This window comes from Sorangium sp. So ce327 (genome assembly GCF_051530205.1).
Classification (GTDB): Bacteria; Myxococcota_A; Polyangia; order Polyangiales; family Polyangiaceae; genus Sorangium; species Sorangium cellulosum_B.
In genome coordinates this window covers 13,020,292-13,041,301 of the sequence record NZ_CP150330.1, presented here as the reverse complement: position 1 = coordinate 13,041,301, position 21,010 = coordinate 13,020,292, and the positions used below count along the sequence as shown (strand labels likewise).

The 21,010-nt window shown below is 70.8% G+C and carries 21 protein-coding genes; 12 read left to right on the top strand and 9 right to left on the bottom strand.

Going from position 1 to position 21,010, the window contains the following annotated elements; translation table 11 throughout:
* Nucleotides 1-661 precede the first annotated feature (661 nt).
* Both WME95_RS48950 and WME95_RS48945 read left to right on the top strand, forming a co-directional pair.
* On the top strand, nt 662-1,096 hold the full coding sequence (locus tag WME95_RS48950; protein ID WP_437906038.1) for a fosfomycin resistance glutathione transferase: 435 nt from the start codon (nt 662-664) through the stop codon (nt 1,094-1,096).
* A gap of 46 nt (nt 1,097-1,142) precedes the next feature.
* A complete protein-coding gene (locus WME95_RS48945) occupies nt 1,143-1,385 on the top strand; it encodes a hypothetical protein (RefSeq protein ID WP_437906037.1) in 243 nt (80 codons plus the stop codon).
* A 30-nt stretch (nt 1,386-1,415) separates the two neighbouring features.
* Here WME95_RS48945 and WME95_RS48940 read toward each other — a convergent pair whose 3' ends face one another.
* Nucleotides 1,416-2,663: an MFS transporter gene (locus WME95_RS48940; RefSeq protein ID WP_437906036.1), complete on the bottom strand. Its 1,248-nt coding sequence runs from the start codon at nt 2,661-2,663 to the stop codon at nt 1,416-1,418.
* A gap of 74 nt (nt 2,664-2,737) precedes the next feature.
* Between WME95_RS48940 and WME95_RS48935 the strand changes: the two genes are divergently transcribed.
* The 9 genes from WME95_RS48935 (at nt 2,738) to WME95_RS48895 (ending at nt 11,359) form a co-directional block, all read left to right on the top strand.
* A complete protein-coding gene (locus tag WME95_RS48935; protein ID WP_437906035.1) occupies nt 2,738-3,694 on the top strand; it encodes a LysR family transcriptional regulator in 957 nt (318 codons plus the stop codon).
* Nucleotides 3,691-5,880, top strand: coding sequence for a WD40 repeat domain-containing protein (locus tag WME95_RS48930; protein ID WP_437906034.1), 2,190 nt, complete (start codon nt 3,691-3,693; stop codon nt 5,878-5,880). Before WME95_RS48935 ends, WME95_RS48930 begins: the two co-directional genes overlap by 4 nt.
* Nucleotides 5,881-6,002: 122 nt before the next feature.
* Nucleotides 6,003-6,341: a hypothetical protein gene (locus tag WME95_RS48925; protein ID WP_437906033.1), complete on the top strand. Its 339-nt coding sequence runs from the start codon at nt 6,003-6,005 to the stop codon at nt 6,339-6,341.
* A 131-nt stretch (nt 6,342-6,472) separates the two neighbouring features.
* Complete coding sequence (locus WME95_RS48920; protein WP_437906032.1) at nt 6,473-7,318, top strand: GNAT family N-acetyltransferase; 846 nt, start codon at nt 6,473-6,475, stop codon at nt 7,316-7,318.
* 122 nt (nt 7,319-7,440) lie between these two features.
* A complete protein-coding gene (locus WME95_RS48915; RefSeq protein ID WP_437906031.1) occupies nt 7,441-8,139 on the top strand; it encodes a hypothetical protein in 699 nt (232 codons plus the stop codon).
* 167 nt (nt 8,140-8,306) lie between these two features.
* Nucleotides 8,307-8,903 carry a DUF4291 domain-containing protein gene (locus WME95_RS48910; RefSeq protein ID WP_437906030.1) on the top strand — a complete coding sequence of 199 codons (597 nt, stop codon included), beginning with the start codon at nt 8,307-8,309 and terminating at the stop codon, nt 8,901-8,903.
* Between the two features lie 56 nt (nt 8,904-8,959).
* The gene (locus WME95_RS48905; RefSeq protein WP_437906029.1) at nt 8,960-9,505 is read left to right on the top strand and encodes an SMI1/KNR4 family protein; all 546 of its coding nucleotides are present in this window, start codon (nt 8,960-8,962) and stop codon (nt 9,503-9,505) included.
* Between the two features lie 115 nt (nt 9,506-9,620).
* Nucleotides 9,621-10,304 (top strand): aspartate/glutamate racemase family protein, encoded by a 684-nt coding sequence (locus WME95_RS48900; protein WP_437906028.1) that lies wholly within the window; start codon nt 9,621-9,623, stop codon nt 10,302-10,304.
* Nucleotides 10,301-11,359, top strand: coding sequence for an AraC family transcriptional regulator (locus WME95_RS48895; RefSeq protein ID WP_437906027.1), 1,059 nt, complete (start codon nt 10,301-10,303; stop codon nt 11,357-11,359). Before WME95_RS48900 ends, WME95_RS48895 begins: the two co-directional genes overlap by 4 nt.
* Here the strand turns inward: WME95_RS48895 and WME95_RS48890 are convergent.
* On the bottom strand, nt 11,335-12,630 hold the full coding sequence (locus WME95_RS48890; protein WP_437906026.1) for a tyrosinase family protein: 1,296 nt from the start codon (nt 12,628-12,630) through the stop codon (nt 11,335-11,337). The genes WME95_RS48895 and WME95_RS48890 overlap by 25 nt on opposite strands.
* A 97-nt stretch (nt 12,631-12,727) precedes the next feature.
* Entirely contained in the window at nt 12,728-13,459 is a 732-nt protein-coding gene (locus tag WME95_RS48885; protein WP_437906025.1) for a hypothetical protein, read from the bottom strand.
* 120 nt (nt 13,460-13,579) lie between these two features.
* Here WME95_RS48885 and WME95_RS48880 point away from each other — a divergent pair, with 120 nt between their 5' ends.
* Entirely contained in the window at nt 13,580-14,002 is a 423-nt protein-coding gene (locus WME95_RS48880) for a hypothetical protein (protein WP_437906024.1), read from the top strand.
* 45 nt (nt 14,003-14,047) lie between these two features.
* Here WME95_RS48880 and WME95_RS48875 read toward each other — a convergent pair whose 3' ends face one another.
* From WME95_RS48875 to WME95_RS48850, 6 genes are all read right to left on the bottom strand, one after another.
* Nucleotides 14,048-14,785 (bottom strand): DUF4328 domain-containing protein, encoded by a 738-nt coding sequence (locus WME95_RS48875; protein ID WP_437911111.1) that lies wholly within the window; start codon nt 14,783-14,785, stop codon nt 14,048-14,050.
* 219 nt (nt 14,786-15,004) lie between these two features.
* Complete coding sequence (locus WME95_RS48870) at nt 15,005-16,015, bottom strand: UDP-glucuronic acid decarboxylase family protein (protein ID WP_437906023.1); 1,011 nt, start codon at nt 16,013-16,015, stop codon at nt 15,005-15,007.
* A gap of 70 nt (nt 16,016-16,085) precedes the next feature.
* Nucleotides 16,086-17,285 (bottom strand): CgeB family protein, encoded by a 1,200-nt coding sequence (locus tag WME95_RS48865; RefSeq protein WP_437906022.1) that lies wholly within the window; start codon nt 17,283-17,285, stop codon nt 16,086-16,088.
* Nucleotides 17,276-18,475, bottom strand: coding sequence for a glycosyltransferase family 4 protein (locus tag WME95_RS48860; RefSeq protein WP_437906021.1), 1,200 nt, complete (start codon nt 18,473-18,475; stop codon nt 17,276-17,278). Before WME95_RS48860 ends, WME95_RS48865 begins: the two co-directional genes overlap by 10 nt.
* On the bottom strand, nt 18,462-19,754 hold the full coding sequence (locus WME95_RS48855; RefSeq protein WP_437906020.1) for a TIGR04295 family B12-binding domain-containing radical SAM protein: 1,293 nt from the start codon (nt 19,752-19,754) through the stop codon (nt 18,462-18,464). The genes WME95_RS48860 and WME95_RS48855 overlap by 14 nt, the downstream gene beginning before the upstream one ends.
* Nucleotides 19,751-20,839 (bottom strand): SDR family NAD(P)-dependent oxidoreductase, encoded by a 1,089-nt coding sequence (locus tag WME95_RS48850; RefSeq protein WP_437547764.1) that lies wholly within the window; start codon nt 20,837-20,839, stop codon nt 19,751-19,753. Before WME95_RS48850 ends, WME95_RS48855 begins: the two co-directional genes overlap by 4 nt.
* Nucleotides 20,840-21,010: the final 171 nt, after the last annotated feature.

Here is a 21,010-nt window from a genome sequence, read left to right as displayed (position 1 = left end):
AAGTTGGTGATGAAGCGTCCGATCGTCGCGCCTCGTTCGGCAGGGCGACGAACCACCCCGTGCGTCACGACGAGCTGCTGACACTCGAACCGATCTAGCGTCCGGATTCATGACCTGGCAAGCGCCGGGGATGACCCGATGCGCATGCGCGATGCCGTGATTCAGCCGTGATGCCGGGGCTCACACCGGACGACGCACGCCGCGCGCTCGTGGCGGCGCGGCGGGCGGTCGGTCTCGGTGCGACGAACGCTATTGGCAAACAAAGGAGCCCTGTCAAGCTCAGCAGTGCAAAATCATTTGTCCCATCGCCGGACGGCCGATGACGGCGCATTGCATAGTCGCTCTTCGACCCGTGCGCCAGTAGGGTTCTTCCGGACTTCAGCACGGATCCTCGTGCGCTTGGCGTACCACCCACCCTCGGCGATATGGATCCATGTGCCAGGAGCGATTCGTGGTTTAATTTCGAAAACTATCGCGTGAAGTAATGTAAAGGAGCATGAAATTCATTGCGTCCGGGCGTCTGCCGGCGGCGTGACGCGCCGTGAAGGGGCGAGGCCGCGACGGGGCTCCGCGCTCGCCCTCCCGGCACCGGTCCGTCAACCGGGAGCCTGGAGATCGAACACTCCCTCACGGGCCCGTTGTCGCCTATGCTGCCGGAGCCATGGCGATCGGCGGCATCAACCACGTGACCCTCGCGGTTCGAGATCTCGACCGCGCCGTGCAGTTCTACGTCCAGGTGCTCGGCGGAACGCGGCGAGCGCAGTGGGCCAGGGGCGCGTACCTCGAGCTGGGAACGCTCTGGCTCTGTCTGGAGCTCGACGCGCGCGCCGCTCGGCAGGCCGACGACTCGCACCTCGCCTTCTCGGTCGATGCAGAGGCCTTCGCCTCCCTGGGCGAGGCCGTTCGCCTGAGCGGGGCCCGGATCTGGAAAGAGAACCGCTCCGAAGGGGCATCGCTCTACTTCGAGGACCCGGACGGCCACAAGCTCGAGATCCACGTCGGCGACCTCCGGACCCGCCTTACGTCCTGCCGCGAGAAGCCCTACGAAGGGATGGAGTTCTTCGACGACGGAGAGAGCGGGGCGCCGGCGCAGTGAAGGCGCGCACCGGCGCGATCGCGACGATCAAGATCTGGAGGCAGCGATGAGCCGAAAGTCGATTCAGCGGAGCGTTTTAATGCAGGTCGTGGCAAGCGCCGGCCAGCAGTTCTCTACCAATGACATTTCAGAGGACGAGCGGATGCTCGCGGCCCACCCTGAGCTCGCGAGCCACAGCCACTACCACGCGTTCGTCGGCGGCGCGCTGAGCGATCACCACGTGGCGCTCGGCATCGTCGAGGTACAGAAGGAGACGTCGCGCGGATCACGCTGGCAAAAGCAGGGCTGAAGGACAGGGGACGTGTGCTGTCGTGAGCCGTCACGCGCTGGGAGACGGGCGCGCCGCAGGCCAGAGTCGGACCATGAGCGCGCTGGCCGCCGCCGACGAGGCGAGGGCCGTCACCGCCAGCCAGCCCCACCGGGCGAAGAGCACGCTGCCCAGCGCGGCGCCGGCGGCCATCCCGACGAACATGCCGACGACGAGCACGGCGTTGACACGGCTGCGCGCGCCGGGCTCGATGCCATAAACGATGGTCTGATGCGCCACCAGCGCGGCCTGGATGCCGAGGTCGAAGGCGACGGCGCTGGCGCCGAGCAGCCACAGCCGTCCATGCGCCGACAGCATGGGCGACAGCGCCATGGCGGCGAAGGCCACGAACGAGAGGGCGGCGCCCATGCGCGTCACCCGTTCGGGCCCGCTGCGGTCGGCGATGCGGCCGGCCAGGGGCGCCGCCACCGCGCCGGCCGCCCCGGCCAGGCCGAAGGCGCCCGCCACCGCGCTGCCGAGGTGGAACGGCGCGCCGTGCAGCATCACGGCGAGCGTGGACCAGAACGCGCTGAACCCCACCGACAGCAGCCCCTGGGCCAGCGTCGCGCGGCGCAGGGCGCCGTGGCGCTTCCACAGCGCGGCCAGGGACCCGAGCAGCGCGGCGTAGCTCAGCTGCGTGGTCGGCTCGAAGCGCGGCAGGCTGCGCCACATCGCCGCGCCGAGCAGGGCGATGCTGGCCGCGGCGGCGACGAACACCGCGCGCCAGCCGAAATTCTCCGCCACGAAGCCGCTGATCACGCGGGACAGCAGGATGCCCAGCAAGAGGCCGGTCATCACGGTGCCGACCACCTTGCCCCGATGCGCCTCCGGGGCCAGCGTCGCGGCGGCGGGCACGATGTCCTGCGCCAGGGTCGCGGCCAGGCCGGTGACCAGGCTGGCGACCAGCAGCGTGCCGATCGCGTGCGCGGCGCCGCCGAGCAGCAGCGCGGCCGCCAGAAGGGCAGCCTTGGCCAGGATGATGCGCCGCCGGTCGTAGCGGTCGCCGAGCGGCGCAAGCAGCAGGATGCCCAGCGCATAGCCCAGCTGGGTGAGCGTGGGCACGAGGCCGAGCGCGCGGTCGGAGGCGCCGATCTCGGACCCCAGCACGCCGAGCATGGGCTGGCTGTAGTAGATCGAGGCCACGGCCAGGCCCGCGCCGGTGGCCAGCAGCAGCACCAGGGCGGCGGGCAGGGGCGGCGCGGACGCGGCGGGCGGCGGCTGGGTGGCGGGGGGTGTATGCGTCAACTGAATGGCGTGCATGGTACATCGAGTATGGGAAGCGTCGCCCCAGCGCTGTAGTGGCATGGAGCGCACGATGGTTATACGGTTGACGTATGACCAGGCCGGCACCTCCCTCGCCCTCGTCGCTGGACGACATCGGCTTGCTGCAGACGTTCGTGAGGATCGTCGAGGCCGGCAGCCTGTCGGCCGCGGCCACGCTGCTGGGGACGACGCAGCCCACCGTGAGCCGGCGCTTGCAGGCGCTGGAGCGCTCGCTGGGCCTGCCGTTGCTGCAGCGCTCCACGCACACGATGAAGCTGACCGAGGACGGCGAACGGTGCTTCGAGCGCGCCAAGGCGCTGCTGACCAGCCTGGAGGCGTTCGCGTCGGACATGCGAGGCGACCGCGACCAGCCCGACGGGACGCTTCGCGTGGTCGTGCCGCACGCGTTCGGCCAGCACCAGCTGGTCAAGCCGCTGGCCGACTACCTGCGCCGCTACCCGCGCGTCTCGGTCGAGTGGCTGCTGCACGACGGGCAGCCGAACTTCATCGCCGACGGCATCGACTGCGCGATCCTGGTCGGCGCGGTGGCCGATCCGGCCGTGGTGGCGATCCGCCTGACCGAGGTGCCGCGCATCGTGGCCGCCGCGCCCTCGGTGCTGGGTCGGGCCGCGCGGCCGGCTCATCCATCGGACCTGGCCGACATGCCCTGGCTGGCGTTGCGCACCTACTACCGCGACACGATCACGCTGACCCGCGCGTCGGGCGGTGAACGGGTCGAGCTCGCGATCCGCCCGCGCATGAGCACCGACAGCCTGTATGCCCTGCGCAGCGCCGCGCTGATGGGGCTGGGCGTCTGCGTGGCCTCGTCCTGGCTGTTGACCGACGACCTCGCGCAGCGGCGGCTGCTGCACCTCGCGCCGTCGTGGCAGGCGGATCCGCTGCCGGTCCACCTGGTCTATCCTCATGCCCGCTTCTATCCGGCCCGGCTGCGTCGCTTCATCGAGGTGATGCGGGAGTCCGTGCCGGCGGTTGTCGACGGCGCGGACAGCGCAGGAGGAAACCCTTGATCCCGTTCAGCGAACTCCACGCAAGGCTCGAGGTCGAGGGGCCGCACGCGCTCACCGAGGATTCGAGTCTCTTCGCCACCGCTGCGACCAGGCTCGTCATGGACGCGATCCGGCTCTCCGCGCACGTGCTGGCCGGCGATCCGGGGGCGCTCGCGGCCCAGCTCCGCGGTCGCTTGCTCGGGTGCCCCCTGCCCGAGGTCGAGGCGCTGCTGGAGCAGGCCACGCAGGCGGCGAAATCTCCCCAGCTGTTGCCCATGACGCGCAACCTCACCCCTCCCGGCGGACCGCTGCTCCGCACCCTGACCGGCCACTCGGGAGCGGTTCACTCGGTCGCGCTCACGCCGGACGGCCGCAGGATCGTCTCCGGATCGAGCGACCACACCGTCAAGGTCTGGGACCTCGCGAGCGGCGCCGAGATCATGACCCTGACCGGCCACGGCGATGCAGTGAAAGCGGTGGCCGTCACGCCGGACGGGCTCGGCGTCCTCTCGGGCTCGACCGATGGCACGTTGACGCTCTGGGACCTCCAGTCCGGCGCCGAGCGCTGGGCATTCCCGGGGCTCTGCCCGGTCGAGGCCGTGGCCGTGACCCCCGATGGAGAGCGCGCGCTCATCGCCCAGGAGGACGAGATCCTGAAGGTCGTCCGCCTGCGCGACGGGGTGGAAGAGCACGCGCTCGAAGGCCACGTAAAAGCGGAGGAGGACGCCTGGTTCCCCAACGTGACCCGCGCGGTGGCGATCACGCCCGATGGGCAGCGGGCCGTGTCCGCCTCGGAGGACAGGTCGTTGATCCTCTGGGATCTCGCGCGCGGCACGGCGGTTCGCGCCCTCTGGGGTCACACGAGCTGGGTGACCGCGGTGGCCATCACGCCCGGCGGAGCGCGGGCGATCTCCGGCGGGGGAGACGGGCTCAAGGTGTGGGAGCTCGCGACCGGCGAGATCGCCTGCGACTTTCCGAGCGATGGTCGGAGAATCAACGATCTCGCCGTGATGCCGGACGAACGCCATGTCATCTCCGCAGGCTTCGACTTTGGGGAAGACGGAGGCGATTGGCTCTTCCGCATCATCCGGCTCGCCGACGGCTCGGAGGTGCGGGCGCTCGACGGCCACGCGGATGAGATCAACGGCGTCGCCATTTCGCCCGACGGACAGCGCGTCGTCTCTGCCTCCGGCGACGGTACGCTCAAGATCTGGGATCTGAGCCGTGACGGTCATCCGGTCGAGGACCTCTTGAGAGGCGCTCGCCGAGGCCACACGCGCGCTGTCTCCGCGATCGCCGTGCTCCCTGGTGGCCAGCGGGCGATCTCCGCGTCCATCGACTACACGATCAAGCGCTGGGATCTCCAGAGCTGCCGCGAAGAGCGCGCCATGAGGCATGAGCCCGCCCTTCCGACGTGGAACATGTCGGAGTTCGACTCGGCGCTCCTGGTCATCGATCGCGACGGCAAGCGGATGTTCTCCGCCATCGAGGGCCCGTCGCTCACCGCGTGGGACATCGCGTCTGGCGAGCGCCTCTGGCACGCCGAGGGCTCCGAGTTCGTGGTGGCTCGGCTGGCCATCACCCCCGATGGATCGAAGCTGATCGTCCAGCATGCGCACGAAGATCACATCCGGGTGCTCGACTCGGGCGAGGGCGAGCAGCTGCGCGCGCTGGGCCCGACCTGGGGTCAAGCGGGCACCATGGTCGTGACGCCCGATGGACGGCGTCTCGTTGTCGCGTCCTGGCACACCATCGAAGTCTGGGACATCGCGAAGGGCCTGCAGCTGTCGAGCTTGACCCCATCCACGGGCAAGGCCTGGACGGTGGCGGTGACGCGCGACGGGCGTCGTGTGCTGGCGAGCGGGATGACCCCGGACATCCACGTCTTCGATCTCGAGAGCGGGGCCGAGATCGGCGTGCTCAGGGCGCACACGGGCCTCGTACAGGCCCTCGCGCCCACCGACGACGGCCGGCTCCTGGTCTCTGCTTCCAGGGATCGCACCGTCCGCGTCTGGGACCTCCGTCGGCTCGCCCTCGTCGCGACGTTCACCGGCGACGCCCCGTTCTATGCCTGCGCCGCTTCCTCCGACGGCTCCACGATCGTCGCCGGCGATGTGCTGGGCGAGGTCCATTTCCTGCGCTTTCAGGAGGATGTCGGCGGACCAGCGGGCTTGACACCCGCCTCTACCCGGCGACACTCGAGCTAACCTGCTACAACAACCCGAGTACCGCCTCACACGACCGAACCGCCACGGAGGAATCCAGAACGTGGGAAGCTGGAGCGTCGTGGGTGTTCTAGGATGTTCGGCCGCTCCGAGAGGTTCGCCCCATGTCCAAGCTTCGCCTTGTAGCGCACGTTGGTCCCCTGCGGGGTGAGCCTGGCACTCGCCACACCATGGGCACGCTCGGAGGCGCAGGCCACCTCATGCCATTGGCTGAAGTCGTCTTGATGGAGGTCCTCGACGATGGACCAGCGCTCCTCTACCGCTTCACACGGGATGGCGTCTTCGCTGGCGACACATGGCACGAATGCCGCGAGAACGCTGAAGACCAGCTAGAGTACGAGGTTGGCGATGCCGTCGGCGCGTGGACTGCTGTGCCTTTGGACGTGGAGGATGCCCAGGCATACGCGGTCAACTGGGCACAGCGCACGCATCCAGAACGCTGACCGTACACCGCTGACGCGGAGCGCTCGCACGATGTCGTCGAGGTCCTGTGCGGGCGAGGCAGCACGATGCCGCCGAACCGTCGGGCCGCAGTGAGCGTCCGCGCCGCCGTCTCCGGCGCTATCCTTCCCGCATGACACCGCGACCCGTCTTCGTCGATCGGGCCCTGTCCACCCGGCTCGAGGCCACCGAGGCCGCGAAAATCGAGGCGCTCGCGCGCGAGGTCGCCGCACGGGTCCCGGCGCGGCGCGCCGCCGTCGCCGTTATCGCCGGCGGTCGCGCCGCGTTCGTCGCCCCGCACGCCCGGCTCTCGCGCGCGGTCGGCCTCGGGTTGAGCGGCCCGGTCGAGGCGCGCGACGTCGAGGCGCTCGAGGACTTCTACGCCTCGCGCGGCACCGCGGCGCGCATCCTGGTCTCGCCCTTTGCCCACCCTTCGCTGCTCGCGCAGCTCGGGGAGCGCGGCTTCCGCCTGGACTCGCTCGACACCGTGCTCGTGCGCCAGATCGCCCCCGCCGTCGAGGTCCACGCGCCTGAGCCGGCCGCGCACGGCGTCGTGATCGTGCGACGCGCCGCGCGTGAGGAGGCCTCGGCGTGGGTCGCGGCCTCGCTCTCCGCCTTCGCCACACCGGATGAGCCTCCGTCCGATCGGGCCGACATCTTCGAGGCGGGCTTCCACGTGCCCGGTGCGGCGTACTTCCTGGCATCGTCAGCCGCCGGCGACGGCCCCGTTGCCGGCGTCGGCGCGGTCTACGTGCACGAGCGAGTCGCCCTCTTGTTTGCCGGAGGCACACTCGCGGCCCACCGCGGCCGAGGCGTGCAGCGCGCCCTCATCGACGCCCGCCTCTCGTACGCCCGCGACGCGGGGTGCGACCTCGCCTACTCGGTGGCCGAGGCGGGCAGCACCTCGCAGCGCAACCTGGAGCGCGCGGGCCTCGTGGCCATCTACTCGCAGGCGGTGCTCATCAAGCCCTTCGCCTGAGCGCCGTCTTGAAGAGATGCGGAGCAAGTCGCGACGGCGACAGGGAACTGAGCAACCGCCTCACACGATCGGATCGCCCGGGAGATGTCCAGAAAATCGTTACCTTGGCAGGAGCCCAGACCATGTACATTTCCTTGGATTGCATCGATGTGAAACTCAAACCGAAGGACGGTCGGGAACGCGCGATCCAGACTGACCACCGCTCCGCAGTCGAAATAGCGGCACGACCAGCCCTGTCAACCATCATTGGACTGATCCGATGCCTCAACCCGCGTCGAGCATATGGTGATCTCGAGCTATTCTACAACTGCCTGCACGAGCCGCCCGCATTTCTCCGCAACACCATCGCGGCGTGCGGAGCTCGGCTCTGGGTCGGCGATGACCCTGCGATTCTCGCCCAGAGTGTACCACCAGCGGAGCTCGACGAGAGCGCAGTGACCCGACTCGCCGACGATGCGATGTTCGAACTCGCCCTCGAGCTCGTGGCAGAATCGGGCGAGGCCGAACCTCTCCGAACCCTTGAGCTGCTGGAAATGAGAATGGCCGAATCGGGGTTTCCCGAGGAGACGGATATCGAGTCATTCTGGACCGCCATCTTGGAGCTTGGTGCGCTCGCTGGTGCCGCGATCGTCACGTCGAACGGAGGTGCATGGTTCCATGACCTCGCCGGTCCAGGAACGCTGCCGTTCAAGTACAGGTGCTCCTTTCACGGAGAGATGGCCACAGCGAACCCCCTCGGGAAAGCCGTCAAGTTCCTTCGTGAAAAGGGAAGCGGAGAGGAGCCGAGCTTTCTCGTCAGAGCACTCAGATCGAGTCCGTGAACGCTCCGGTGACCGAGCGGCGCTTGGAACGATTGGCGGTGAAAGCGCCGCTGAACAGTGAAGAACAGGCTCGCCCTCCGGTCTTGCACGCGCGAACGACCGTGGCGCTCTACGGCCCCGTAGGGTAGCCTCCCGTCAGATCCTACCGATCGCAAAGAGTGGATTGCATGCCGAAGCTTCACGAGATCCGAGCGGACTATGACGCGGAGACCATCGTCATGTACCAGGCCTATGCGCCGGCCATCGCCGAGCCTGCGCTCGCTTCCCAGCGCTTCGTCGCCCCGTTCTCGTTCGGCCGCATGACCTGGATCAAGCCGTCGTTTCTCTGGCTCATGCACCGCAGCAACTGGGGGCGCAAGGCCGGGCAGGAGCGGATCCTCGCCGTCCGCATCCGGCGGACGGGCTGGGAGCAGGCGCTCTCCCTCGCCGTCCTCACCTCGCCGGAAGCGACGGTGTTTCGCTCGCCGGACGAGTGGAGCAAGGCGTTTGCCGAAGCCAAGGTCCACATTCAATGGGACACCGAGCGCAACCTGCGAGGCGGCCCGCTGCCTTGCTACAGCATCCAGGTCGGCGTCGGCCGCGATCTCATTCGCGAGTACGCAGAGAGCTGGGTCGTCGCCATCGAGGACCGAACTCCCCTGGTCCGGAAGATGTACCAGCAGATTCAGGCCGGCCACGCGGACAGCGCTGCGAAGTTGCTGCCGCGCGAGAGGCCCTACGCCGTTGACGAGAGGATCGCCAGGCGGCTGCTCATCGACCCATGACGCGCCATCGACGAACTGGCTCATCGAGCGGACGGGAGAGGCGGATGGACTGGCGAGTGGAGCTCCAGATCTTGATCGACGCGGGTATCACGATTGCCCCCGGTCTGACGGAATCCGAGATCGACCGGGCCGAGTCCGTCATCGGCGCAAGGTTTCCGCCTGATCTGCGCTCCTTTCTCTCGGAGGGGCTCCCGGCTGGCGGGCGCTTTCCCGACTGGCGGGAGCCACACTCGACGGAGATTCGCCGGCGGCTCGACTGGCCCTTCGAAGGCATCGCGTTCGACATCGAGCACAACGTGTTCTGGTTGGACGCATGGGGCGCTCGTCCTCCGGAGCTACCAGAAGCGTTGCAGATCGCTCGGGCCGCGGTCGCAGAGGCGCCCCGCCTGATTCCCGTCGCGGGCCACCGCTACATTCCGGCTGAGCCGGCGCTCGCCGGAAACCCCGTCTTCTCGGTCTACCAGACCGACATCATTTGCTACGGCCGCGATCTCGCGACGTACCTGCGCCGCGAATTTCGCCGACCGTCTCCCGTCGACACCGCGAGCGGAGACATGCGCAGGATCCGGTTCTGGAGCGAGCTCGTGGATGCCAATGGATAGGGGGCCGCCAACGCCGGACGGCATGATATTTCAACAGCGGGATGTACTGGCTGTTCATCCACGAACATGGGTCCCTCGCGCGGGCGAGCCCTGAACCTTCCGGATACCGAGAAACATGCTCGCATTTCTTCATACTTCCCGCGTCCACGTCGAGACGTTCAGCCGTCTCGTTCGGGACGCAGACGACGCGATTCCGGTCCGGCATGAGGTGCAGGAGAGCCTCCTTGCGGATGCGCTGGCGGCCGGTGGGATCACGGACGGCATCCGCTCGGCCACCGCCACGGTCGTTCAGGCGCTCGCGAACGAGGGCGCGAGGGTCATCGTGTGCACCTGCTCGACCCTCGGCGGCGTCGCGGAGGCGGTCCCCGTCTCGGACTGTACCGTGATGCGGATCGATCGCCCGATGGCGGAGCAAGCCGTCGCGAGCGGTCGCCGGATCCTCGTCGTGGCCGCGCTCCAGAGCACCTTTCAGCCCACCGGGGCGTTGCTGCGTCAGATAGCCTCCGACGCGGATCGCTCGATCGATGTCGTCGAAGTCCTGTGCGGGCGAGCATGGCGGCTCTTCGAGAGGGGTGACTCTCCTGGTTATGCCGGCGAGATCGCCAGGACGATCGAGTCTACGGCGCTCCCGGGCGATCTCGTGCTCCTGGCTCAGGCGTCGATGGCCCCCGCGGCCGAGCTGGTCCGGCACCTCGGAATCCCCGTTCTGAGCAGCTCGCGATCGGGCGTGGAGGCTGCCGTGTCGAAATATCGATCGAGAGCGCAAAACGATGCCGTCCAGCTCCGCGGAGAGCCATGAGCGACATCTCCGTGAAGGTCTTCCAGGCCGTCGTCGCCGGCGCGGCGGCCGACGGCGTGGCGCCCGCGGAGCTGCTCGCCGCCGCCGGGGTCGATCCGGGGGACCTCGCCGATCCGGACATGCGCTTTCCGCGGGCGATCGAGGCCCGGCTCTGGAGCGAAGCCGCCCGGCTCGCCCGCGACGACAGCTTCGGCCTGCGCCTCGCGCAGAGGCTGCCGGTGGGCAGCCTCGGAGCGCTCGGGTTCGCGGTGCGGAGCAGCGCCACCGTCGGGGAAGCCTACGCGCGCGCGGCTCGCTACCTCCGCGTCGTGGCCATCGGCCCCTCGCTCGAGATCCAGATCGACGGCGACGTCGCCCTGCTCCGCCACGAGCCGCCCCGGAGCAGCCCCGCGCCCTCGCGCCACGCCGTCGAGTTCTTCCTTGGCAACCTCGTCGTCCTCGCGAGGCGGGGCGCGGACCCGGCGTTCACCCCGCGCGCGGCGCGGTTTCGCCACGCCGCGCCCGCGCGCGTCGACGAGCACCGCCGCCTCTTCGGCGCCGGCCTGCGCTTCGGGGAGGCCCACGACGAGCTGGTGATCGATCGCGCTTTCCTCGCGAGGCCCCAGGCGCACGCCGAGCCCCTGCTCTGCGAGGTGCTCGACCAGCACCTCGCCTCGCTCGCCGCCGCGCTGCCGGCCGAGGCGAGCTTCCTCGAGCGCGCGCGCGCCGCGATCGCGGCCGAGCTCGCCCACGGCGAGCCGGCGCTGCCGGCGATCGCGGCCCGACTGCGCATGAGCCCGCGCAGCCTCCAGCGGCGGCTCAAGGAGGAGGGCACGTCGCTCTCTTCGGTGCTCGACGGGCTGCGCGCCGATCTCGCCGTGCGCTACCTGAGCGAGTCGCGCGACGCGATCTCGGAGATCGCGTTCCTGCTAGGGTTCTCCGAGGTGAGCACGTTCCACCGCGCCTTCAAGCGCTGGACCGGCGTGACGCCGGCCGCCTACCGCCGCGGCGCGGGGCGCCCAGCGCGAGAGCTCCCCCGCGCGGCGGCGCGTCATTCTTCGAACAGCACATCGTAAACGTACGGCAGCGCGTCGTGCGCGGTGAGATCGTCGAGTGTGTACGTCTTTCCGCCGCCGTACCAGGCGCCCTCGCTCGCGGTGAGCGGGTTGAAGCTCCGGTCGTCGCCCTGGAGCGGCGGCGTGTCCGCGTGCGTCTTCTCCCATGTGTACCAGTACCGATCGAGCTCGCCGTGGAGCATCCAGAACACGGGATCAACCGTCAGCTCATTGAAATACGTCACGGTGCCGCGCACGTCCGCGTTCGCCGGATCGAGCCCGCCCGCCCACAGGTGCATCCGGACGTGGGGCATGAAGTTGAAGAGGCCATAGACATCCTTGACCGCGCCGACGAGCTCGGTGTCGGGCGCCGCCTTCTGCGCCTCGACGGCGCCGATCCAGCCGATCTCGAAGAGGGCGTTGGTCGTCTCCGCGCCCTGCTGCGAGCTGCTCGGGGGTCCGCCGAAAGCGTCGACGAGCGTCTGAACGGCTGCGCTGTCCGGCAGCTTCACCTCCAGCACCTCCAGCGCCGACAGCGCCTTTGGATAGTTCTCGATGCGGAGCTCGGGGGTGACGTCGAGCGCATCGTAGAAGTCGGCGAACGTGCCCTCCGCAAGGATGCGCCCGACGTGTTCGGGCGCCTGCAGCGTATCGAAGACCAGGTTCTTGCCCGGCCAGCGCCGGAAGACGATGTCGTAGCGCTCGCCCACCTCCTTGCCGTACCCGGCGTGCCCCTCGGGCAGGCCGGGGGGCACGACGGCCGTCCCGCCCTTGGGCTCGAAGCCGTGGACCCAGTGCGGCAGGTCCTGATCATGCGCCGCGTCCCAGTACGGAATGAACAGGAGATCGGCTTCGCGCGGGTCGACGCCCTCTTCCTGGTCTCGCTGGCGGAGGGCAGCGCGGAGCATCTGCTCCGCCTCGAGGAGGAAGGCGCGGTGCCACGGCAGGAGCCGGTATCCCGACGCCTCATCCATGACCATGACGGTCATCGGCGAGGTGGCCTGGAGGTCGGCGCCGTGGTGGCGATGCCGGTGGTGGTCGTAGTGCTCGTCGTTGAAGACGTCGAAGAAGCCGTTCGCGACGGCGTACTCGTAGGCTCGCTTGAACCTGTCGATCTCTTCGCTGGTCATCGCCGACGCGCTCTTGCGGGCGATCCGCTGGGCTTCCGGGCTCGCGTCGCCGGCGTCCACCGGGGTGTCGGCGCCGCAGCCGAGCGAGAGCCCGAGCCACGCCGCCGACGCCGCCGCGATGATCCCACGCACGAACGCTCGTCGATGCAACTCACGTGTCATGACCTGCCTCCTTCGGACGGGAGCTCCGTCGTTCATGAGGCGTTTATAAAGACGCGAGCGCGCCCTCACATTGGCCGAGCGCGACGAAAGCGTTGGCCTACCGCGCCAGCGGGCGGTCACGTCGCCGCGTGGGCGCGTCGTGCTCTCTTGAACGGGCAAATCGGATGGATATCTGGTCGCCGACGGCCAGGGCCGGACGGCCCCAGTCCAGACGTTCGTCCGTGCGGGCGTCCTGCCCACCGACCGAGAACCAGAAAAAGCTGGGGACGCGGCTTCCCGTAGGTCCGGCCCAGGTGATCAAGGCCATCACATGACCACGGCGCGGCACCCCCGCGACACAGACTCGCCGCGAGTTCAGCTCGACGAGGACGGCACGTTCTGCGCGCGCGCCAGGCGGACGAAGAGCGCGGCGCGCCATCGCTGTCGCGGTCCTCGAGAGAAGGACCCGGGCGCTCCGGGAGATGGTCGCGAGTTGCCCTCGTGGATCGCGGAGCATCGGCCCGGCGAACGCGCCCAGCGCGGTACGGACCTGGCGGAGCAGCGTGTCGCGATACGACTCGCCGCGCGGCGTGCGTTTCAAGGGGGGGTCGACCGTGTCGGCCTCGAGGACCTCGATCCCGATCTCGTCCCCGACCCTGAGCGCGCGGGAAGGCCACACCAAAAACTCTTGGCGGTCGGAGGCCAACCCGCCGATCCACACGTCGCCGTCCCTGAGCAGCGCGTCCGGAGAGCCGGCGACCCGCGTGACGGTGATCGTCAGAACGCCGGCCGGGCCGACGCCCGCGGTGCAGATCTTCGTTCCATTGACCGAGACACGAAATGCGATCATTGCTCCCCCGCGCGCATGCTTTGTTCACTGTATATCCCAACGCGCCAGCACGCGCCGCAGCGTCGCTCCCGGTGGCCTCCTGGCGCTTGCGGCTGAACCCCGGTACGCTGGTGAAGACCGATGGACAAGGTCGGCGTCGCCCGGTTTGCGCGGTACAAGGGATGGCCGGCCTTCGCGCAGGTCAGCTTGACGGTCCACGGCGTCCCGACCGAGATCGCCGGCGTGTCGTTCAGCTGCGGCGGGTCGGGGTTCACCGCTCAGGGGCACGTCGAGGGAGCTCCAGCGGCGGGATACGACGACTGGAAACGAGGCGCGGCAGCGGGCGTGCGCTTCGCCTTCCGCCTTCTCGGCAGCGCCCCACGTCCGGTCACCGTGACCAGGATCGAAGGGCTGAGCACCGACACCAGCCCCGCAGCGGTCGGCGCGGCGGCGGCGCTCGCCGTGTTCAACGCCCTCGAGGCGGCCACGCCGGCTTCGTTCCACGCGCTGGTGGAGGAGATCGTCTTCACGCCCGCGGGGACAAGCGCAGAGTTCTCGCTCTGAAGCCGCCACGCGGAGAGAGAAGATCTCCGCCGGGAGGCGCGGGCCCTACTCGGGATCGTCGAAGTCGGCGATCTTCGCCATGTCCCGCCGCAGCTGGAGATCACGCTCCACGAGGAGCTGGTCGAGCTCCTCTTCGGAGGCGTACGCGAGCCGTCGATGGCGCTCCGCGACCCGGCTGTCGATCGCCCGGATCATCCGCACCCCGAGCCACGCAGCAGCGATCGACGCCGCGTCGGACGCAATGAACGCATACCGGGACCGGATGAACTCCGCCACGGTCAGATCCGGCATGGTGGAGGCCACCCACCCGAGGCCGCGGCTCGCGACATAACACCCCCACCACGCGCCGAGCGCGGCATGGTGCACCGCGCCCGCCCGCGGGGCGTGCGCCATCTCGACGCGCCGGTAACCCCCCCCGCCGTCCAGGAGAGGGCGCGGCGCAGGCTCGGGCACGGCCTCCGGGGCAAGGCCGTCGTGGAGATCGCGCGCCACCCTGTACGGCTGCACCAGGTTCACGACGGGAATGAAGAATCCCAGGACCGCCTCGGACGGCGTCCAGGAAAACCCCCGCACGGGATCCAGCTCGCCCGCCAGCGCGACCGCCCTGGCGAGCCAGCGCAGGAACACCACGCCAGCAACGATCCCGAGCCCCAGCTCGAGCAATCCCCCGACCTCACGGAGCGTGTTGGCAAGCCGCCACGTCGATGCCGAGACGTCCGTCGAGCCGAGCAACACGATGTGCCAGGCGCCGGTCAGCGCCGTGAAAGACGCCACCGCCCCCATTGCGATCAGCCCGGCAATCGCCACGCGAGCGCGCCGGCGCACCACGCGGACGTCGCGGCCCCACCCCTCCCGAGCTTCTGCCCAACCGCTCACGGTGAGCGAGGCTATCAGCGCAACGCGCCGCATCGCAAGTGACGTGGCCGAGGAACACGCGTGGTGATCGTGCGCTCCGAGGCGCCCGCTCCGCCCCCGACACCACAATCGCAGGCTGGCAATCCGTCAGCTCGCCATTGCCGGCTCCCCTCGCCTCGCGCATTCGTCGAGCCCCGCCAGCGCGCGCCGGAAGCTCTGGATCGTCGCATAGAGCCCCTGCCGGAGCGGCACCCGCGGCTCGAACCCCAGCGCCCGCCGCGCCAGATCGATCGCCGGACGCCGCCGCATCGGATCGCCCTCCGGCAGCGGGCGGTACGCGATCCGGCTCGCGCTCCCCGTGAGCCGCACGATCTCCTGCGCCAGCTCGAGCACCGTCACCTCCACCGGATTCCCCAGGTTGACGGGCCCCACCTCCGACGGGTGCTCCATCAGCCGCAAACACCCCTCCACCAGGTCGTCGACGTGACAGAAGCTCCGCGCCTGCGACCCGCTCCCGTACACCGTCAGCTCCTCTCCCCGGAGCGCCTGGGCGATGAAATTGCTCACCGCGCGCCCGTCGTCGATCGCCATCCGCGGCCCGTAGGTGTCGAAGATCCGCGCGATCCGCCCCGACGCCCGCCCCTGGCGGTGAAAGGCCATCACCAGCGACTCCGCGCAGCGCTTGCCCTCGTCGTAACAGGCGCGCACCCCGACCGGGTCCACCCGCCCGAGGTAGCTCTCCGGCTGCGGGTCGACCTCGGGATCGCCGTACACGTCGCTCGACGACGCCAGCAAGAGCCGCGCGCCGTGCCGCTCGGCGCACAGGAGCGCGTGCAGCGTGCCCATCACGTTCGTGAGCGTGGAGCGCACCGGATCGCCCCGCCAGCGCGCAGGGCTCGCCGGCGACGCCAGGTGGTAGACCCTGTCGACCTCGTAGTCGAACGGCAGGGCCACGTCGTGCTCGACAAGCCAGAAGCGGCTGTTGCGCATCAAATGAGCCACGTTGGCCGGCGAGCCCGTCGAGAAATCGTCGAGCGCAATGACCTCGTGGCCGTCCGCGAGGAGCCGCTCGCACAGGTGCGAGCCGATGAAGCCAGCGCCCCCCGCCACCAGGACGCGCATGCCGCTCCCCACCGTCCTCCCGTTCGCGTCACCCATAGGAACACCTCCGTCGTCGCAACACCGCCGCTCGTGAACCGCCGAGACCCCCCCCGCGCCGCGCCGCACCTCACGCGAGCGGGCTCCGGTAGCGGCCCGGGTCGCGGCGGCGAACGCCGGACGCAGGGCCGCTCCGCTCCACGTCGTCGTCCCCCGCCTCGCCGAGCCGGTAACAGGGCCGCAAGAGCAGCTCGTCGATCAGGTCGAGGAGCGTGTCCACGCGGTGCGCGCACGTGTGCCGCGCGAGCACCGTCCGGCGCCCGTGCTCGGCGACGCCGCGCGCGAACTCCGGGTCCGCGAGCAGCGCGCGGAGGTGCTCCGTCATCTCGGCGCCCGTGCGCGCGACGAGGTAGTCCCGGCCAGGCGAGAAGAGGCGCTCGGCGTCGGTCCACGGCGCGCTCACGAGCGGGATCCCGCACGCGAGCGCCTCGAACGGCCGGATCGTGGGGATGCCGGGGAGCCACGCGGCGTACGGCCGCCGCGGGACATGCACCGTGATCCTGGCGCGCGCATAGGCGTCCGGGACACGGTGGTTGGGGAGCCAGCCGGCGTACTCGATGCCGGCGTCCGCGAGCGCCGAGAGCGCGCGATCGGGGTAACGCACGCCGTGGACCCGCGCGCGGAGCCCGAGCGCCCTCACGGGCTCGACGAGGAACTCGTGGAGCTCCGCCGTCCGCTCGCCGTCACCCCAGTTGCCGATCCACACGAGATCACGCTCCTTCTCGACCTCGGGCAGCGGCCGGAACAGGCGCGCGTCCGCGGCCTCGTGCCACACCACCGCGCGCCGCGCGACGCCGCGGCTCAGGTAGAGATCACAAACGCTCTTTCCAAAGCCGAGCACGCAGTCGTACCCCGAGAGATCGCGCCGCACGATCGCGGCCGGATCGGTGATGAGCCCGTGGTGCGTGTCGTGAAAGAAGAGGCGATAACGATCCGTGCGCGCGCGGTGCTCGCCGAGCCGCCGCACGAGCTCCGGGTCGCTCCGCTCGTGGACGAGCACGACGTCGACCCCCGCGAGCGCGGCGTCGAGGTCCAGCGTGGAGAGCGCGTAACGGCGCGGGCGGAGGCGCGGATAGACGGCGGCGGCCTCGCGCAGCGCGTCCGGGCCGTACGCCGCGACGAGGCCCAGGGCGCTCCAGGCGTCCTCGGGCTCGAAGGCGAGCACGTCGTGGCCGCGCGCGTCGAGCTCGGCCGCGATCCCGCGGAGGAAGTGCGCGTCCGCGTGGTCCCAGTCGGAGAGCAAGGAGTGGCAGAAGAGGGCTATTCGCATGGTGTCCCGCAGGGTGAAGGCGACGAAGGAGGGCAGACCCGCCGGGGGGCCGGCGGGCGGGCGGCGAGGGCGAGGGCGTAGACGTCGAGGTAGCGGCGGGCCATGGCGCGCGGGCTGAAGCGCACCGCGCGCCGGCGGGCGAGCGCGCCGAGCGCCTCGCGGCGCGCGACGTCCCGGATGAGGTGGTCGAGCGCGGCGTGGAGCGCGCGCGGATCGTCCGCGGGGACGTAGAGGGCGGCGTCGCGCCAGACCTCGCGCAGGCTCGGCAGATCGCCGAGCACGAGCGCGCAGCCGGAGAGGGCGGCCTCCAGGGTGGCCATGCCGAACGGCGCGTACCGCGCCGGGGAGGCGTAAATCGCGGCGCGCGACATCCACCACGTGAGCTCCGGCTCATCGACCCACCCGAGGGAGCAGAGGCTCTCCCCGGCGCGGCGGCCGACGCCGCCCGCCGCGACGTCGCTCCCGGCCACGAGCACGGGCCACGCGAGGTGGGGCGCGACCTTCTCGAGGGCCGCGAGGTTCTTGGCCTCGTCCCAGAGCCGGCCGGCCGCGAAGACGAACGGCTCCTTCAGCCCCGGCGCGAACCGCCTGCGGTCGCGCGCGTGCGGGATGACATGGCCGCGGCCCAGGCCGAGCGCGCCATACTCGCCCGCGAGGGCGCTCAGCATCGCCGCGCTCGGCGCGACCACCGCGTCGGCGGCCCGGAGCCCCTCGGCGACCCGCGCGCGGTAGCGCTCGTAGCGGACCGGCGCCGGCCGGCGGTGCACCGCGCGCCACCACGACAGCACGCAGGCGTGCGCCACGACGACGCGTGGCGCCCGGAACGGCAGGGCCGCGTGGCAGTAGCCGTTCAGGTGGACGAGGTCGGGCCGCACCCGCTCCTCGAGGTCGAGCAGCCAGTCGCCGGCGGCCGCGACGTCGTCCCACGGGTCATCCATCCATTCGAGCCGGTAGGCGCTCTCGACGAGCTCGAGGCCCGGTACCGCGGCGGCCGCCGCGCGCGCCGCGGGCGACAGGGGCCCGCCCATGATCGCGAGCACCGTGGCCACGCCGGCGCGGGAGAGCGCGCCCGCGAGCTCGAGCGCGACCGTCCACACGCCGCCCTGCGTGTCGGCCGTCATCAGCACCCGGCCGGGCCGCGGCGCCGCGGCGCCCGGGGATCCCGTGGATCCGGCGTCAGCGCGCGCCATGCTCGAGCTCCGAGAGCGGCAGCGGCCGGCTGTCCGGCAGATCGCCGAACGTCCGGTGCTCGGCGATATAATGGGCGTGCGCCCGCTCCCAGGCGCCGTCGTCGGGCGCCCCCCAGCGCCGGGTGTACGCGGCGGAGCCGGGGTACGGGAACGCCGGGACAGGCTCGTTGGCCCACACGCCGAGCCCGAGGAGGCGCTGCCGCCACGACGCGGCCTCGGCCGGATCGCCGGGGCCCGCGTCGCTCAGGTTGGCCTGCACGAAGGGCACGCTGCGCCGGGCGTGGACGAGCAGCGCGGTGAGCTCCTCGGTCGACGCGCTGCACCGCCTGGCGAGCGCGTCCATCCCCTCGATCGACGGGCGCTCGACGCTGGCCTCGATCGAGACGCAGCCGGCGCGGCCGAGGAGATCGAGCATCTCGCGCGACCAGCTGTCGATCCTGAGCTGGACGCCGAACACGATGTCCCGCGCCCAGAGCTCCTCGAGCAGGGCCCGGTCGGGCAGGAAGCGCTCGTCGATGAAATAGACGTGGCGCACGCCCTCGGCGAGGAGCGCGTCGAGCTCCTCGAGCACCGTCGCGAGCGGGCGCCTCCGGAGCCTGTCGCGCGCCCCGTCCCTGGCGCAGGAGGCGCAGCGGCAGGGGCTGCCGCGCGAGGTCTCCATCTCGGCGCTCGGCCCCGCGGGCACGGCGTCGAAGCGGTGGTGGTGGTGGACGTGCCGCGCGAGCGTCGCGCCGTCCCACCGCAGGGCCGGCAGCGTCCTCAGGCAGGCGGCGTAAGGGCCTCCTTGCACGTGGTCGATGCCGTTCCTGCGGTAGGCGATCGAGGGGATCTGCCAGAAGCGCGACTCGGTCGCGCCGGCGAGCATGACGAGGATCTCCTCGCACTCGCCGAGGACGACGACGTCCACGCCGAGCTTGCGGAGCGCCGCGCGCGGGGTCGCGGAGCCATGAGGCCCGACGGCGACGAGGAGGCCGCCGTGGCCCCGCAGCGCGGCGACCGCCGCCATGGGCACGCGCAGCTCGGGCGGGGGGCTGCGCCAGGAGAGGTAGCTCGGCGCCGTGGCGATCACCGTCATGGCCGGGCGGAGCGCCGCGACCTCGGCGCGCAGCGCGATGAGGTCGATCCCGCGGGCCTGGGCGTCGATGAGGGCGGCCTCGTGGCCCGCGCGCTCGAGCAGCGCCCTGGCGTACCCGAGCTCGATCGGCAGGTGCGGCTCGCGGCAGCCGAGGTAGACGCTGCCGTGGAAGGTCCAGGGCGGGTTGACCAGCGCGACCTTCACGAGGCGGCCTCCAGCCGGTCCATCCGGACAGACGAGGGGATGTCGGCGTAGACGGCCCCGAGGCGCGCCTCGACGCCGAGGCGCCATTGATAGAGCGCGCGCAGCCCGTCGCGCAGGGCGACCCGCGGCGCCCAGCCGGTGAGCGCCTGGAAGGCGCGGCAGTCGGAGACGTAGTACCGCGGATCGCCCCGCCTCCACGCGGCGAGCGAGACGACCGGGCGGCGCCCGTCGAGCTCCTCGAGCAGATCGAGCAGCTCGACGAGGCTCACCGCCGTGCCCGGGCCGCCCCCGATGTTGAAGGCGCGGCCCGAGGCGGGCTTGAGCGCGCGCCGCGCGCGCAGGAGGGCGTCGACGAGGTCCTCGATGAACAGCGCGTCTCGGACCTGCAGCCCGTCGCCGTAGAGGGTGATCGGATCGCGGCGGATGGCGCGCGCGACGAAGTGGGCGATCCACCCCTGGTCCTCGTTGCCGAACTGCGGGGGGCCGTAGACGCAGCTCACCCGGAGCACCACGGCGTGGAGGCCGAAGGTGCGGGCGTAATCGAGCACGTACTGGTCGGCGGCGCCCCGCGAGCACCCGTAGGGGCTGCGGAGATCGAGCGGCTGACTCTCGGAGATGCCGTGCTCGCGCGCGCTCTCGCACAGGGGTCGATACCGCTCCTCGCCGCGCTCGATCGGCAGATCGGGCAGCGCGCCATAGACCTTGCTGGTGGAGGCGAAGAGCAGCGGCGGAGGGCGGTCGAGCCTCCGGAGCGCCTCGAGCACGTTCAGGGTGCCGCGCGCGTTCACCTCGAAGTCGTGCGCCGGGTCGGCGACGCTCCTCGCGATGGCGACCTGCGCGGCGAGGTGGAAGACGAACGAGGCGCGCCGCACGGCGTCGCTCACGGCCTGCTCGTCCCGGACGTCGCACACCCGGACCTCCACGCCAGCGCCGTGACGCCCCTTGAGGCGCTCGACGTTGCGCTCGACGAACCCGCGCGAGAGGTTGTCGAGGACGAGGACCGGCTCCCCCTTTCGGAGCAGCTCGTCGGCCAGGTGAGAGCCGATGAACCCGGCTCCCCCCGTGATCAGGACATGGTCAGGCATAGAATGCTCCGTTCCGGTCTGGACGAGCGGCGGGCGAGCGGGCGATGAGAGAGAGCGCCTCGCGAACGGACGGCGCACGACGGCGCAGCGCGGCAGGCAGGCCGAACGCCCGCCCGCCGCGCGATGTCCCCCCCGGCTCCGCGCCTCGCTGCGCGGGAGTCCCTGAGGAGA

Bases quoted from the DNA above. Each gene is read 5' to 3' on its own strand.
- WME95_RS48910 (WP_437906030.1), top strand. From the start codon at position 8,307: ATGCCGAAGCTTCACGAGATCCGAGCGGACTATGACGCGGAGACCATC.
- WME95_RS48890 (WP_437906026.1), bottom strand. From the start codon at position 12,630: ATGACACGTGAGTTGCATCGACGAGCGTTCGTGCGTGGGATCATCGCG.
- WME95_RS48940 (WP_437906036.1), bottom strand. From the start codon at position 2,663: ATGCACGCCATTCAGTTGACGCATACACCCCCCGCCACCCAGCCGCCG.
- WME95_RS48945 (WP_437906037.1), top strand. From the start codon at position 1,143: ATGAGCCGAAAGTCGATTCAGCGGAGCGTTTTAATGCAGGTCGTGGCA.
- WME95_RS48895 (WP_437906027.1), top strand. From the start codon at position 10,301: ATGAGCGACATCTCCGTGAAGGTCTTCCAGGCCGTCGTCGCCGGCGCG.
- WME95_RS48915 (WP_437906031.1), top strand. From the start codon at position 7,441: ATGTACATTTCCTTGGATTGCATCGATGTGAAACTCAAACCGAAGGAC.
- WME95_RS48935 (WP_437906035.1), top strand. From the start codon at position 2,738: ATGACCAGGCCGGCACCTCCCTCGCCCTCGTCGCTGGACGACATCGGC.
- WME95_RS48885 (WP_437906025.1), bottom strand. From the start codon at position 13,459: ATGATCGCATTTCGTGTCTCGGTCAATGGAACGAAGATCTGCACCGCG.
- WME95_RS48920 (WP_437906032.1), top strand. From the start codon at position 6,473: ATGACACCGCGACCCGTCTTCGTCGATCGGGCCCTGTCCACCCGGCTC.
- WME95_RS48870 (WP_437906023.1), bottom strand. From the start codon at position 16,015: ATGGGTGACGCGAACGGGAGGACGGTGGGGAGCGGCATGCGCGTCCTG.
- WME95_RS48860 (WP_437906021.1), bottom strand. From the start codon at position 18,475: ATGGCGCGCGCTGACGCCGGATCCACGGGATCCCCGGGCGCCGCGGCG.
- WME95_RS48880 (WP_437906024.1), top strand. From the start codon at position 13,580: ATGGACAAGGTCGGCGTCGCCCGGTTTGCGCGGTACAAGGGATGGCCG.
- WME95_RS48925 (WP_437906033.1), top strand. From the start codon at position 6,003: ATGTCCAAGCTTCGCCTTGTAGCGCACGTTGGTCCCCTGCGGGGTGAG.
- WME95_RS48900 (WP_437906028.1), top strand. From the start codon at position 9,621: ATGCTCGCATTTCTTCATACTTCCCGCGTCCACGTCGAGACGTTCAGC.
- WME95_RS48950 (WP_437906038.1), top strand. From the start codon at position 662: ATGGCGATCGGCGGCATCAACCACGTGACCCTCGCGGTTCGAGATCTC.
- WME95_RS48875 (WP_437911111.1), bottom strand. From the start codon at position 14,785: ATGGGGGCGGTGGCGTCTTTCACGGCGCTGACCGGCGCCTGGCACATC.
- WME95_RS48865 (WP_437906022.1), bottom strand. From the start codon at position 17,285: ATGCGAATAGCCCTCTTCTGCCACTCCTTGCTCTCCGACTGGGACCAC.
- WME95_RS48850 (WP_437547764.1), bottom strand. From the start codon at position 20,839: ATGCCTGACCATGTCCTGATCACGGGGGGAGCCGGGTTCATCGGCTCT.